The 13,011-nt window shown below is 70.1% G+C and carries 17 protein-coding genes and 4 tRNA genes; 2 read left to right on the forward strand and 19 right to left on the reverse strand.

Annotated elements, in window-relative coordinates; genetic code table 11:
* Positions 1 to 6: 6 nt before the first annotated feature.
* The 10 genes from VFJ21_08505 to VFJ21_08550 form a co-directional block, all read right to left on the reverse strand.
* Positions 7 to 876, reverse strand: coding sequence for an ABC transporter permease (locus tag VFJ21_08505; GenBank protein HET7407157.1), 870 nt, complete (start codon positions 874 to 876; stop codon positions 7 to 9).
* Positions 876 to 1,649: an ABC transporter permease gene (locus VFJ21_08510; GenBank protein ID HET7407158.1), complete on the reverse strand. Its 774-nt coding sequence runs from the start codon at positions 1,647 to 1,649 to the stop codon at positions 876 to 878. The genes VFJ21_08505 and VFJ21_08510 overlap by 1 nt, the downstream gene beginning before the upstream one ends.
* Positions 1,646 to 2,764 (reverse strand): ABC transporter ATP-binding protein, encoded by a 1,119-nt coding sequence (locus VFJ21_08515; GenBank protein HET7407159.1) that lies wholly within the window; start codon positions 2,762 to 2,764, stop codon positions 1,646 to 1,648. Before VFJ21_08515 ends, VFJ21_08510 begins: the two co-directional genes overlap by 4 nt.
* 255 nt (positions 2,765 to 3,019) lie before the next feature.
* Positions 3,020 to 3,418: a 50S ribosomal protein L7/L12 gene (rplL, locus tag VFJ21_08520; protein ID HET7407160.1), complete on the reverse strand. Its 399-nt coding sequence runs from the start codon at positions 3,416 to 3,418 to the stop codon at positions 3,020 to 3,022.
* A gap of 47 nt (positions 3,419 to 3,465) precedes the next feature.
* Positions 3,466 to 4,158 (reverse strand): 50S ribosomal protein L10, encoded by a 693-nt coding sequence (rplJ, locus tag VFJ21_08525; GenBank protein HET7407161.1) that lies wholly within the window; start codon positions 4,156 to 4,158, stop codon positions 3,466 to 3,468.
* A 232-nt stretch (positions 4,159 to 4,390) separates the two neighbouring features.
* Positions 4,391 to 5,113 (reverse strand): 50S ribosomal protein L1, encoded by a 723-nt coding sequence (gene rplA / locus VFJ21_08530; protein ID HET7407162.1) that lies wholly within the window; start codon positions 5,111 to 5,113, stop codon positions 4,391 to 4,393.
* Positions 5,114 to 5,168: 55 nt separating this feature from the next.
* Positions 5,169 to 5,600 carry a 50S ribosomal protein L11 gene (rplK, locus tag VFJ21_08535; protein HET7407163.1) on the reverse strand — a complete coding sequence of 144 codons (432 nt, stop codon included), beginning with the start codon at positions 5,598 to 5,600 and terminating at the stop codon, positions 5,169 to 5,171.
* A 25-nt stretch (positions 5,601 to 5,625) separates the two neighbouring features.
* Positions 5,626 to 6,444 (reverse strand): transcription termination/antitermination protein NusG, encoded by an 819-nt coding sequence (gene nusG / locus VFJ21_08540; GenBank protein HET7407164.1) that lies wholly within the window; start codon positions 6,442 to 6,444, stop codon positions 5,626 to 5,628.
* Positions 6,445 to 6,508: 64 nt separating this feature from the next.
* A complete protein-coding gene (gene secE, locus VFJ21_08545) occupies positions 6,509 to 6,754 on the reverse strand; it encodes a preprotein translocase subunit SecE (protein HET7407165.1) in 246 nt (81 codons plus the stop codon).
* A 38-nt stretch (positions 6,755 to 6,792) separates the two neighbouring features.
* Positions 6,793 to 6,865: transfer RNA gene (locus VFJ21_08550), tRNA-Trp, on the reverse strand.
* A 151-nt stretch (positions 6,866 to 7,016) separates the two neighbouring features.
* On the opposite strand from VFJ21_08550, the gene VFJ21_08555 reads away from it, so the two are divergent.
* Positions 7,017 to 8,216, forward strand: a complete 1,200-nt coding sequence (locus VFJ21_08555) for a pyridoxal phosphate-dependent aminotransferase (GenBank protein ID HET7407166.1) — start codon at positions 7,017 to 7,019, stop codon at positions 8,214 to 8,216.
* On the opposite strand, the gene VFJ21_08560 is transcribed toward VFJ21_08555, so the two are convergent.
* From VFJ21_08560 to VFJ21_08595, 8 genes are all read right to left on the reverse strand, one after another.
* On the reverse strand, positions 8,202 to 9,122 hold the full coding sequence (locus VFJ21_08560; protein ID HET7407167.1) for a patatin-like phospholipase family protein: 921 nt from the start codon (positions 9,120 to 9,122) through the stop codon (positions 8,202 to 8,204). The two genes, VFJ21_08555 and VFJ21_08560, sit on opposite strands and share 15 nt — an antisense overlap.
* 116 nt (positions 9,123 to 9,238) lie before the next feature.
* On the reverse strand, positions 9,239 to 9,904 hold the full coding sequence (locus VFJ21_08565) for a glycosyltransferase (GenBank protein HET7407168.1): 666 nt from the start codon (positions 9,902 to 9,904) through the stop codon (positions 9,239 to 9,241).
* A gap of 86 nt (positions 9,905 to 9,990) precedes the next feature.
* On the reverse strand, positions 9,991 to 10,419 hold the full coding sequence (locus tag VFJ21_08570; protein HET7407169.1) for a MaoC family dehydratase: 429 nt from the start codon (positions 10,417 to 10,419) through the stop codon (positions 9,991 to 9,993).
* Positions 10,419 to 10,883, reverse strand: coding sequence for a MaoC family dehydratase N-terminal domain-containing protein (locus VFJ21_08575; protein ID HET7407170.1), 465 nt, complete (start codon positions 10,881 to 10,883; stop codon positions 10,419 to 10,421). The genes VFJ21_08570 and VFJ21_08575 overlap by 1 nt, the downstream gene beginning before the upstream one ends.
* 115 nt (positions 10,884 to 10,998) lie before the next feature.
* Positions 10,999 to 11,163 (reverse strand): 50S ribosomal protein L33, encoded by a 165-nt coding sequence (rpmG, locus tag VFJ21_08580; GenBank protein ID HET7407171.1) that lies wholly within the window; start codon positions 11,161 to 11,163, stop codon positions 10,999 to 11,001.
* Positions 11,164 to 11,194: 31 nt separating this feature from the next.
* Positions 11,195 to 11,268 (reverse strand) — tRNA-Met (locus tag VFJ21_08585).
* Between the two features lie 36 nt (positions 11,269 to 11,304).
* A tRNA-Thr gene (locus VFJ21_08590) sits at positions 11,305 to 11,377 on the reverse strand.
* A gap of 93 nt (positions 11,378 to 11,470) precedes the next feature.
* Positions 11,471 to 11,552, reverse strand: a tRNA-Tyr gene (locus VFJ21_08595).
* Positions 11,553 to 11,628: 76 nt separating this feature from the next.
* Between VFJ21_08595 and VFJ21_08600 the strand changes: the two genes are divergently transcribed.
* On the forward strand, positions 11,629 to 12,123 hold the full coding sequence (locus VFJ21_08600; protein HET7407172.1) for a YajQ family cyclic di-GMP-binding protein: 495 nt from the start codon (positions 11,629 to 11,631) through the stop codon (positions 12,121 to 12,123).
* 8 nt (positions 12,124 to 12,131) lie between these two features.
* On the opposite strand, the gene VFJ21_08605 is transcribed toward VFJ21_08600, so the two are convergent.
* Positions 12,132 to 13,011 (reverse strand): magnesium transporter CorA family protein (locus VFJ21_08605; protein ID HET7407173.1); only part of this gene is annotated, 880 nt, incomplete at its 5' end.

The raw sequence follows: 13,011 nt of genomic DNA on the forward strand, positions 1-13,011 counted from the left end.
CGCTGGCTACCCGGCGATCCGGACGGTCGTGGTGGAGCCCCAGATGGCGAGGCTGAGCAGGAGGTCGATCACGTTGATCGCGACGATCGAGGTGCGCACCGCGCGCCCCACCGCGACGCCGACGCCGGCCGGACCGCCCTTGGCGTAGTAGCCGTAGTAGCAGTGGATCAGCATGATCACGACGGCGAAGACCAGCACTTTGAGGAAGGAGTACAAGACGTCGATCGGCGGCAGGAACAGATGGAAGTAGTGGTCGTAGGTGCCGCTGGACTGGCCGAAGTACGACGTGACGATGAACCGCGTCGCGAAGTACGACGAGAACAGGCCAATGACGTAGAGCGGGATCACCGCGACCAGCCCAGCGATGATCCGGGTCGTCACCAGGTAGGGGATCGACGGCACGCCCATGACCTCGAGGGCGTCGATCTCCTCGCTGATGCGCATGGCCCCGAGCTGGGCGGTGAAACCGGCGCCCACCGTCGCGGTCAGTGCGAGCCCGGCAACCAGGGGGGCGATCTCGCGCGTGTTGAAGTAGGCGGAGACGAAGCCGGCGAAGGCTGCGGTGCCGATCTGGGCCAGCCCCTGGTAGCCCTCGAGGCCGACCTCCGTGCCGGTGAAGAACGTCATGAAAGCGATGACGCCGACGCTGCCACCGATGACCGCGAGCGGGCCCGAGCCGAGCGCCACCTCAGCGATCAGGCGGAAGACCTCGCGCTTGTAGCGCAGGATCGTCTTCCAGAGCCAGCCGAGCGACCGGCCGTAGAAACCCATCTGCTCGCCGAGGTCGTCGAGCACTCCCAGCGGGTAGTCGACGACGCGCTTCGCGACCCGGGCGGGGCCGCGCAGCGGTCGTGGGAGGGAGATCGGTGCGGCCATCAGATCGCCTTCTGCGGGACGATCTGGAAGTAGATCGCGGTCATGATGAAGTTGGTCAGGAACAGCAGCATGAACGTGATGATCACGGACTGGTTGACCGCGTCGCCCACGCCTTTGGGACCGCCGGCCGGGTGAAGCCCGCGGTAGGACGCGACGATCGCGGCGATCGCCCCGAAGACCAGCGCCTTCGCCTCGCTCGCGTAGAGGTCGGGCAGCTGCGCCAGGGCGGTGAACGACGCGATGTAGGCGCCCGGGGTGCCGTGCTGCAGGAAGACGTTGAAGTAGTAGCCGCCGGCGACGCCCACGACCGAGACAAGCCCGTTGAGCAGCACCGCGACGAACATCGAGGCGAGCACGCGCGGGACGACGAGGCGCTGGATCGGCGAGATGCCGAGGACCTCCATCGCGTCGATCTCGTCGCGGATCTTGCGGCTCCCGAGGTCGGCGCAGATGGCGGAGCCGCCGGCCCCGGAGATCAGCAGTGCCGTGACGATCGGCGACGCCTCGCGCACGATCGCGAGCACCGAGGCCGACCCGGTGAACGACTGCGCGCCGACCTGGCGGGTCAGGTTGCCCAGCTGCAGCGCGATGACCGCGCCGAACGGGATCGAGACCAGCGCGGTCGGCAGGATCGTGACACTGGCGATGAACCAGGCCTGGTCGATCGTCTCGCGCCACTGGAACGGCCGGCGGAACAGTGCCCTGAACGTGTCGAGCGCGAGTGCGAACAGGCTGCCGGTCTGGCGCAGCGCGCCCTCCCCGACGAAGCTCATGTGTCCCCGCCGCGGGATCGGCGAGTGCGGGGCGCGCGGGGCTTGCGGGCCGCCGGCTCCCCCGACGGGCGCGGGAGCACCTCGCCGGTGTCGCGGTCGATCGGACGACGTGGCCGGCGCATGGGTCCGCCGTCGGCCGGCGCCTGCTCGCGCTCCATGCCGATCGCGGCGCGGGTGCCGATGTCGGGCTCCTGGTCGAGCAGGTCCGGCGCCGGGTCGTCGGCGGCGAGCGTGCCGCTCGGGCGCAACCGGACGGGTACGCCGGCGCCGCCGGCGCCCTTGGGGCCGGCCCCCGCCGCCGGCAGAGGCGCGGCACCGACGCTCGCGAGCTCCTGGGCGACGAGCGCCTCGTCCTTCTCCTCTGCCATGCCGATGGGGCCTTCCATGCGGCCGTTGAGGAACTGCCGCACGACCGGGATGTCGCTGGTGAGCAGTTCCTCCCGCGGACCGAACATGACGAGCTCGCGGCGGAACAGCAGGCCGATGTTGTCGGGCACGGTGCGGGCCGTGCCGATGTCGTGCGTGACGATCAGCATCGTCGCGCCGATCTGGGCGTTGAGGTCGACGATCAGCTGGTTGAGGTAGGCGACGCGCACGGGGTCGAGACCCGAGTCGGGCTCGTCGAACAGAATGATCTCCGGGTCGAGCACGAGGGCGCGGGCCAACCCGGCGCGCTTGCGCATGCCACCGGAGATCTCGCCGGGGAGCTTGCTCTCGGCGTTGGCCAGCCCGACCATCTCGAGCTTTTCCATGACGATCTGCTTGATCTCCGGCTCGCCCTTCTTCGTGTGCTCGCGCAACGGGAAGGCGACGTTGTCGAAGATGTTCATCGAGCCGAAGAGCGCGCCGTCCTGGAACAGCACGCCGAAGAGCTTGCGGGTTTCGTAGAGCTCGTGCTCGGACAGGTGGGGGACGTCGCGACCTTCGATCCAGACGTGGCCGCGGTCCGGCCGCAGCAGTCCGACCAGGTGCTTGAGGAAGACCGACTTGCCGGTGCCGGACGGGCCGAGAAGGACGGAGATCTCACCTGCGGGCAGGGTGAGCGAGACGTCTTGCCAGATGACCTGCTTGCCGAAGGACTTGGACAGCCCTTCGACCCGTACCTCGACGCCCACGTGCTTCCTCTCGGTCGGCCTTCGCGATCAGGCCTTGTGGTCATAAGGCCGGCCACGAATTGCAACGAGCCGTTCACTCCTAGGTAACGGCTGGCGCACGCCGGGCTTGAGCGCTGACTAGCCCCATCGGACCAGGTTACGTCGGGGTGACGACCGTCACAGGCCGCTTCCCCCGATGCAATCGATCCGTAACTGACCCGAAACAGCCGGAAGCGGATGCCCCACGTGGGAGCACCCGCTTCGGGCAAAGCGCCTCTACTTGACGGTCACCGAGGCGCCGGCGCCCTCGAGGGCGGCCTTCGCCTTGTCGGCGGTTTCCTTGTTGACCTTCTCGAGCAGCGGCTTCGGCGCGCCGTCGACCAGGTCCTTGGCCTCCTTGAGGCCGAGGTTCGTCAGTGCGCGAACCTCCTTGATGACCTGGATCTTCTTGTCGCCGGCGCTCTCGAGCACGACGTCGAACTCGTCCTGCTCCTCGCCGCCACCGGCCTCCGCGCCGCCACCGGCCGCTGCCGGGGCAGCCGCCGCGGCGACGGCCACCGGAGCCGCGGCCTTGACGTCGAAGGTGTCCTCGAACTGCTTCACGAACTCCGACAGCTCGAGCAGCGTCATCTCCTTGAACGCGTCGAGCAGCTCGTCGGTGCTGAGCTTCGCCATGGTGGCGTTCCTTCCTGGTGCTTGATGGTCCGGGGTCGGGTAGATCGTCAGCCCTGCGGCTGCTCGTCCTGCGGTGTGTCGGTTTCTGACTCGGTGGCTGCGCCAGCCTCGGCCGCCTGCTCGGCGGTCGGGGACTCGCTGTCGGTCTGCGCGGCGACCGGCGAGTCGTCGGCGTCGGCAGCCGGGGCCGCGGGCGTGCCGGCGCCACCGGCGAGCACGCTCGGGTCGGCCTCGGCCTTGACCCGCAGCGCCTCGGCGAGCCGGGCGGCCTGGGTGAGCGGCGCCTGGAACATCGCCGCCGCCCGGGAGAGCGAGGCCTTCATGCCACCGGCCAGCTTGGCCAGCAGCACCTCGCGCGACTCCAGGTCGGCCAGCCGCCGGATCTCGTCCGCGCCGACCGGGCTGCCCTCGAGCACGCCACCCTTGACCACGAGCATCGGGTGCTCGCGGCTGAAGTCGCGCAGCCCCTTGGCGACGGCGACCGGGTCGCCGGTCACGAACGCGATGGCCGACGGACCCTCGAGCAGCGACTCGAGGGTCTCGAGACCGGCCTCGCGAGCAGCGATCTTGGTGAGGGTGTTCTTGACGACGGCGTAGGTCGCGTCCTCGCCCAGCGCCCGCCGCAGCTGCTTGAGCTGCGCGACGGTGAGCCCGCGGTACTCAGTCAGGACGGCAGCCGACGAGCCGCGGAACGCCTCGGTGATCTCGGCGACCGCGGCGGCCTTGTCGGGCCTTGCCATACGACTCCTTCCGGTGTGCCGGTCGGTGCCGGCCCCGGAAGACGACGAACGCCCCGGCGCAGGCGCGCGGGGCGTGGGCGCACGCAAGAGCGTGCTTCCATCCTCAACACCTGCGCGGGCCGCCCGCGGCTGCGGGGCCTTCGGCCGCCCCGGAGGGCGGCAACCAGCGGTCTTCGGCTCGGTCAGGGTACGGCGGGTTCGCCGTACCGGTCAAAACACGGGAGCACCCCCGTCAGGCGACGGGCGCCGCCTCCTCCATCAGGTTGCGGCTCTTCGACGGGTCGACCGGGATGCCGGGACCCATCGTCGTCGTCAGCGTGACCTTGCGCAGGTAGCGACCCTTGGCGGACGACGGCTTCGCGCGCAGCACCTCGTCGAGCGCGGCTGCGTAGTTCTCGACCAGCGCCTGGTCGCTGAACGACGTCTTGCCGATCACGAAGTGCAGGTTGGCCTGCCGGTCGACGCGGTACTCGATCTTGCCGCCCTTGATGTCCTCGACGGCCTTCGCGACGTCCATCGTCACGGTGCCGGTCTTCGGGTTGGGCATGAGGCCGCGCGGGCCGAGCACCCGGCCGAGCCGGCCGACCTTGCCCATCATGTCGGGCGTGGCGACGGCGGCGTCGAAGTCGGTGCGACCGCCCTCGACCTCGGCGATCAGGTCGTCGGCGCCGACGATGTCGGCACCCGCGGCGCGCGCCTCGTCGGCCTTGTCGCCGGTGGCGAAGACAGCGACGCGGGCGGTCTTGCCGGTGCCGTGCGGCAGGTTGACGGTGCCGCGCACCATCTGGTCGGCCTTGCGCGGGTCGACGCCGAGGCGCATGGCGACCTCGACGGTGGCGTCGAACCCCTTGGTGGGCGACGTCTGCTTGGCGAGCCGGACGGCGTCGAGCGGGCCGTAGAGCCGGTCGCGGTCGACGAGCGCCGCGGCCTCGCGGTACTTCTTGCTGCGCTGCATTGCTTCTCCTCGTGGTCCAGGCGGGCTCCCTCGGAGCCCTCCCACAGCTTTCGAACTACTCGGTGACGGTGATCCCCATGGAGCGAGCGGTGCCGGCGATGATCTTCTCTGCCGCGTCGACGTCGTTGGCGTTGAGGTCGGCCATCTTCGTCTGGGCGATCTCACGGACCTGGTCGCGGCTGATCGTCGCCACCTTGGTCTTGTGCGGCTCGCCGGAACCCTTCTCGACGCCCGCCGCCTTGAGGATCAGCCGGGCGGCCGGCGGGGTCTTGGTGACGAACGTGAACGAGCGGTCCTCGTAGACCGAGATCTCGACGGGTACGACGTTGCCGCGCTGGCTCTCGGTCTCGGCGTTGTACTGCTTGCAGAACTCCATGATGTTGACGCCGTGCTGGCCGAGCGCAGGGCCGACCGGCGGCGCCGGGGTGGCCTGGCCGGCCTGGATCTGCAGCTTGATGATCGCCGCGATCTTCTTCTTGGGAGGCATGACAGTCCTTCGGACGAGCGGAAGCTCAGATCTTGGCGACCTGGCTGAACGACAGCTCGACCGGGGTCTCCCGGCCGAAGATGGAGACCAGCACCTTGAGCTTCTGCGCGTCGGGGTTGATCTCGTTGATGGTGGCGGGCAGCGTCGCGAACGGGCCGTCCATGACCGTGACCGACTCGCCGACCTCGAAGTCGACGACCTTCGGCGCCTCGGCCTTCTTCTCCTTGGGCTTCGGCGCGAGGATGCGGGCGACCTCGTCGAGCGTGAGCGGGGACGGGCGGTTGGTCTGGCCGACGAAGCCCGTGACGCCGGGGGTGTTGCGGACCGTGGACCACGACTCGTCGGTGAGGTCCATGCGCACCAGGATGTAGCCGGGGAAGACCTTCGACTGGACGACCTGGCGCTTGCCGCCCTTGACGATCGTCTCCTCCTGCGTGGGCACCTCGATCTGGAAGATGAAGTCCTCCATGTTCAGCGAGGTGATGCGGCTCTCGAGGTTGGTCTTCACCTTGTTCTCGTAGCCGGCGTAGGAGTGCACGACGTACCAGTCGCCGGGAGCCGAGCGCAGCGCGCGCATGAACTCCTCAACCGGGTCCTCCTCAGGACCGCTGACGCCCTCGCCCGCACCGGCCTCGCTGCCGGCATCGTCGACCGCGTCGTGGACCTCGTCGGTGCGCTCGGACGGCGTCTCGGGCTGGAGGTAGCCGGGCGTCTCGTCGTCGTTGAGGCCGAGGCCCATCTCGTCGGCGCTGTCCGCGCCGGCACCCGCGTCCGTCGACGGCATGTCGGGCGCGCCGGGCGTGGCGAACGGCTCGGACTGCTCGTCCAGCGGCTGGTCGGACACGGGGATGCTCTGCTTCCTGGAGGTTCGGTGGCTCGGGGTGGGGTCGGGAGTGCCCGCGGGCTGGCTACCCGAAGATCGCGATGACGGCCTTCGTGAACGCGACGTCGAAGCCGGCGATGATGGCGATCATCACGGAGACGAAGAAGATTGACACGACCGTGTAAGTGATCAGCTCCCGGCGGGTCGACCAGATCACCTTGCGCAGCTCGGCGACGACCTGGCGGTAGAACGTGGCGCTGCGGCGGATCGGGCCGCCGGCTGAGCTCCCGGAGCCGCTGCGCGCGGGGCGCTGCTCGGTCGTCTGCGTCACGGTGTCACCTGTCGGTCGCTACGGTCGGACTGGTCCAGCAGGGCAGGAGGGACTCGAACCCCCAACCACCGGTTTTGGAGACCGGGACTCTGCCAATTGAGCTACTGCCCTACGGCCGCCGGGGCGCTCCCGCACGGGCGTGCCGGAACACCGGTCGGACCGGCCGGGTGTCAGTGTACGTGCCGACGCGTGCGCCGGTCGACTCGGAGCAACGGCCGACGGGCGCGGCAATTGGGGTGCATCCCCATGGGACCATGGGGGCATGGCACGAGTCTCCGCGCGCATCGCCGGCATCAGCGAGTCGGCCACGTTGGCCGTCGACGCGAAGGCCAAGGCGCTGAAGGCCGCCGGCCGCGACGTGATCGGCTTCGGCGCCGGCGAGCCCGACTTCCCGACGCCCGACGCGATCGTCGAGGCGGCGGTGCGGGCCTGCCGCGATCCGCGGTTCCACCACTACACGCCCGCCGCGGGCCTGCCAGAGCTGCGGGAGGCGATCGCGGCGAAGACGCTGCGCGACTCCTCCTACACCGTGCAGCCGGGGCAGGTCCTGGTGACCAACGGCGGGAAGCAGGCGGTCTACCAGGCCTTCGCGACCCTGCTCGACCCCGGCGACGAGGTGCTCCTGCCGGCGCCCTACTGGACGACCTACCCCGAGGCGATCAAGCTCGCCGGCGGCGTACCGGTCGAGGTCATGACCGACGAAGCGAGCGGCTACCTCGTCTCGGTCGCGCAGCTCGAGGCAGCGCGCACGCCGCGGACGAAGGTGCTGCTGTTCTGCTCGCCGTCGAACCCGACCGGCGCGGTCTACCCGCCGGACCAGGTCACGGCGATCGGCGAGTGGGCGGTCGAGCACGGCGTCTGGGTGCTCACCGACGAGATCTACGAGCACCTCGTCTACGGCGACGCGGAGTTCTCCTCGATGCCGGTGCGGGTCCCCGAGCTCGCCGACACCTGCGTCGTGGTCAACGGCGTCGCCAAGACCTACGCGATGACCGGCTGGCGGGTGGGCTGGCTGATCGGCCCGCCCGACGTGGTCGCGGCCGCGGGCAACCTGCAGTCGCACGCGACGTCCAACGTGTCGAACGTCGCGCAGGCGGCGGCGCTCGCCGCGGTGTCGGGCGACCTCTCGGCGGTCGCGCAGATGCGCACGGCGTTCGACCGGCGGCGGCAGACGATGACCCGGATGCTGCAGGAGATCCCGGGCGTCACCTGCCCTGAGCCGCAGGGCGCGTTCTACTGCTACCCCTCGCTCAAAAGCGTGCTCGGCAAGGAGCTGCGCGGCCGGCGGCCCACCACGTCGGCGGACCTGGCGGGGCTGGTCCTCGAGGAGGCGGAGGTCGCGATCGTTCCGGGTGAGGCGTTCGGCACGCCCGGCTACGCGCGCCTGTCCTACGCCCTCGGCGACGACGACCTGGCCGAAGGGGTCGGCCGGATGGCGAAGCTGCTGTCAGAAGCCCGCTGACAGCGAGACGTCGCCCGACGGAGCCTCCCCGCCGAGAGCCTCGGCGACCATCGCGCGACCGGCGGCGAAACCCGCCGCGAGCAGCTGATGGGTGCGGTTGAAGTCGCGCAGGTCGTGACGGCCGACGCCGAGCGGCGGCAACGTGAACACCTGCTGCCCCTGCCCGAGGGTCGGGTCCTGCCGGGCCAGCAGCGAACGGGTGACCGCGAAGCTCTCGAGCAGCACGTCGAGGGCGCTCATGGCGCCGTCCCCCCAACCGTGGAACTCGCTCGACACGTCGAGCACCCACACGCGCCGGGCACCGAGGTCGAGCGCCCGCTGCACGGGCACCGGACAGGTGACCCCGCCGTCGACGTGCAGGCTGCCCCCGAGCTCGACCGGCGGGAAGAGCAGCGGGAGTCCGGCGCTGGCGAGCAGCACGCGAGCCGGGTCGCCGGCGTCCCACCAGCACGCCTCGCCGGCCAGCAAGTCGGTCGTGGCGACGTGGCAGGGGACCCGGGTGTCGGCGAGGTCGTCGACCGGTACGCACCGGGCGATCAGGTCCAGCAGAGCGTGGGGGGACTGCAGGTGGTCGGTGCGTCCGACGAGCCGGCGGGCGACGTCGAAGCGGCCGTCGGGGAAGACGTCGCGGTAGCGCAGGGCCAGCCACACCCGCTGCAGCTCGGCGACCCGCGCGGGCGTCGGCTCGACGGCGATGAACGCCGCGTTGAGCGCGCCCACCGAGCAGCCGACGACGAGGTCGGGCCGGATGCCGGCTTCGAACAGCGCCCTCAGGGCACCGGCCTGCGCGGCACCGAGGCTGCCGCCCCCGGAGAACACGATCGCGTCGCCGGGCGGAGCCGCCACCGGCTGGACCGGGACGGCGGGCTCGTGGCGACGACGGCGGCGAAACGGGATCACCGTCATCGCTGCGCCACCTCCTGCCGTCTCCGTTACCGGTAGTGACGTTCTCCCTACCCTTGTCGACAACGAACGACCCTCCCCTTAGTCACTCTGAGTACCCGCGGAACCACGCAGATACGTCATCGCGTCCCGGGCGGGCGGTAACGGTCGCGCATCCGCAACCAGGTGCGCCGCGACTCGCGGTCGCGGTAGGCGGGGTCGGTGTCGTGATAGCCGTGGTGGCGGCCCTGCCGCACCGGCAGCTCGAGATCGGGCACGACCAGCCGGCCGCCGCTGGCGGCGCGCAGCGCGAGGGAGAACTCCAGGTCGGCGTTGCGGTAGTAGCGCGCCTTGCGGTGCGGCCCGCCGGTCGCGAGCGCCGCCGACCGGCGCATCGCGAACAGGTAGCCCAGCAGCACGTCGACCTCCCCCGGTCCTGCGTCGGCGACTTCGTGCCACTCCGCGTCGAAGACCCCGCCCCGCCACCCCGCACCCACGACGCCGGGGTCGTCGAACGCGGCCAGCAGCGGACCGAGCGCGTCACCTTCGAAGACCGTCGAGACCTCGCACCACACGTGCACGGCAGCCGTGTCGGCACGCAGCAGCGCTGCACGTGCGGCGGCCCAGCCGGCGGCACCGGCGACGTGCCAGGCCTGCACCCGCGGGCCCGCGAACTCTTCGACGGCCGCGCCGGCACCGTCGACGTCGCCCAGGTCGAGCACCTGCACGACCACGTCATCGGACGTGTGGCGCAGCAGCGCGTCGAGGCAGGCGCGGACGTCGTCGGGCCAGCCCTCGACGAGCACGGAGACGGTCGCCCGCCGGTCGTCGGGCGCGGCGGAGCGGTCCGGCAGGTCGGCGACCGCCGGCAGGACCGGGAACGATGCGGGCGTCAGGCGAGCTGGACGATCGCGACGGCGTTCTGCAGCACGCGGTTGTCACCCGACCGCGCGTCGATGTTGACCTTGACCCGGCGGCCGTCGAGCTTCTCCTCGACGGTGCCCCCCACCTCGAGCGTGGCGCCCTTGTCGTCGTCGGGCACGGGCACCGGGGCGGAGAACCGCACGCCGTACTCCAGGACCGCGCCGGGGTCGCCGGCCCAGTCGGTGACGACGCGGCCGGCCTCGGCCATCGTGAACATGCCGTGCGCGATGACGTTGGGCAGGCCGACGGCCTTCGCGATGCGTTCGTTCCAGTGGATGATGTTGAAGTCGCCGGAGGCGCCGGCGTACATCACGAGGTTCGCGCGTTGCACGGTGAACGTCTGCTTCGGCAGCTCGGTGCCGACCTCGACGTCGTCGTAGCTCACCTTCGCGGTCATCAGCCCTCCTGCGCAGACGCGGCCGTGCCGCGGGAGACGATCGTGCTGTAGGCGGTGCAGACCTGCTCACCCTCGACGGTCGTGATCTCGGTCTTGGTCGTCATCAGCTCGTTGCGGCCGGCGTCGCGGATGTCGGTCACCGTCGAGACGCCCTTCAGCACGTCGCCGGCGCGGGCCGGCCGGTGATGGACGAACCGCTGCTCGCCGTGCACGACCCGGCTGTAGTCGAGGCCGAGATCGGCATCGCCCACCGGCCCGGCACCGAGCCGGAAGTTGACGACCGTGAGGAAGGTCGGCGGGGCGATCACGTCGGGATGGCCGGCCTCCTTGGCGGCCTCGGTCGAGCGGTAGACCGGGCTGCGGTCACCGATCGCGTCGGCGAAGTCACGGATCTTCTCGCGCGACACCTCGTAGGTGCCGGCGGAGGCGAACTCCCGTCCGATGAAGTCGCGGTTGAGCGGCATTGCCCCCACTCTCCAGGCTGATCGACGACAGCGTGGGGCGCAACGTAGCAAGCCGCTGGACGACGAAGGCCGCCACCCCTGCGGGTGACGGCCTCGACGTCGGCGGGCGCAGCGTTCAGCGCGTCTCGCGGTGCGCAGTGTGCTGGTTGCAGTTGGGGCAGTACTTCTTCATCTCGAGCCGATCGGGATCGTTGCGGCGGTTCTTGCGCGTGATGTAGTTGCGGTGCTTGCACTCGTTGCACGCCAGAGTGATCTTCGGTCGTACGTCGGTGGCTGCCACGGTGCCTCTCCTGTGTGTTGTCGCATCGAAGTAGCGGAGGCCGGACTTGAACCGGCGACACAGCGATTATGAGCCGCTTGCTCTGCCAGACTGAGCTACTCCGCCGTCGTGCGTCGCGCTCGGGAGAGCGGCAACGCACAGAGCCCCCTTACGGAATCGAACCGTAGACCTTCTCCTTACCATGGAGACGCTCTGCCGACTGAGCTAAGGGGGCGAGCGCCCGACCAGCGTACCCGACCTCGGCGAGGGCGGGACGCGGCCGGCGCGGACGCAGCACCGATGGCAAACGGTGCCGCGATCCGGTCAGTGGCAGGTGTTGGATTCGAACCAACGTAGGCTGAGCCGACGGTTTTACAGACCGTTCCCTTTGGCCGCTCGGGCAACCTGCCGGAGGGCTCCAACTGTAACGGACATCCGCGACCGGCCGGCGAGCGGTTTGGGCGCGGTCGGGGGAAGGTGTACGCCGTGGCGGACGCGTCGTTCGACGTCGTGAGCAAGGTCGACCGGCAAGAGGTCGACAACGCGCTGAACCAGGCGGCCAAGGAGATCGGCCAGCGCTTCGACTTCAAGGGCACCGGTGCCTCGATCGCCTGGTCGGGCCAGGAGGCGGTCGAGATGCGGGCCGACTCGGCCGACCGGGTGCGGGCCGTGCTCGACGTGTTCGAGAGCCGGCTGGTCAAGCGCGGCGTCTCGCTCAAGGCGCTCGACCACGGTGACCCGGAGGCCGCAGCCGGCGGCACGTCGCGGCTGCTCGTGCGCATCCGGCAGGGCATCGACGACGAGAAGGCCAAGGCCATCGTCAAGAAGATCAAGTCCGACGGGCCGAAGGGCGTGCAGGCCCAGGTGCAGGGCGACACGGTGCGGGTGTCGAGCAAGAAGAAGGACGACCTGCAGCAGGTGATCGCGGTGCTGCGGGAAGCCGACCTCGGCATCCCACTGCAGTTCACCAACTACCGCTGAGCGCCTGTCTACAACCAGTCGCGGCGGCGGAACGCGACGTAGAGCGCCACCGAGAGCACCACGATCAGCGCAAGCGCGAAGATCCCGCCGACGAGGGTGTCGGCGTGCGGCCAGGTGTGCACGTTCATGCCGTAGTAGCCGGTGATCGCGGTCGGCACCGCGATGATCGCCGCCCAACTGGTGACCTTCTTCATGATCTCGTTGAGCCGGTTGCCCTGGATCGTCAGGTTCGTCTCGAGGATCGTCGACACCAGATCCCGTAGGGAGTCGGTCCAGTCGGTCGCGCGCAGCACGTGGTCGTAGACGTCCTGGTGGTAGGGCAGCATCCCCTCGTCGACGACCCTGAGGTCACGCCGCATCAGGGCGTTGACGACCTCGCGGGTCGGGACGACGACCCGGCGCAGCAGCACGAGCGCCTTGCGCAGCGTGTAGCTGCGCCGCTGCACCTCGGCCCCCCGCGACCGCTGCTCGTCAAAGAGCAGGTCCTCGAGCGACTCGATCTGGTCGTCGAGCTCCTGCACCGTCTCGAAGTGGCCGTCGACGACCACGTCGAGCAGCCCGTAGAGCAGGAAGCCCACGCCGTACTTGGCCAGGTCGGGCGAGGAGTCCCAGCGGCTGGTGACCTCCTCGATCGCGAACCGCCCGGACTTGCGCACGGTGATCAGGTAGCGCGGCGAGACGAACGCCGCGAGCTCTGAGGCGCGCAGCTCGCAGGTGGCGGGGTCGAGCTCCACGTCGTACAAGGACATGAACAGGTGGTCCTCGTAGCGGTCGAGCTTGGGGCGCTGCCGCTCGTGCGTCGCGTCCTCGACGGCGAGCGGGTTCAGCCCGAACTCCTCCGCGATCAGCGCGAGCTCCTCGGGCCTGGGCTCGCAGAGATCCATCCAG

The organism is Mycobacteriales bacterium, assembly GCA_035690485.1.
Classification (GTDB): Bacteria; Actinomycetota; Actinomycetes; order JAFAQI01; family DASSKL01; genus DASSKL01.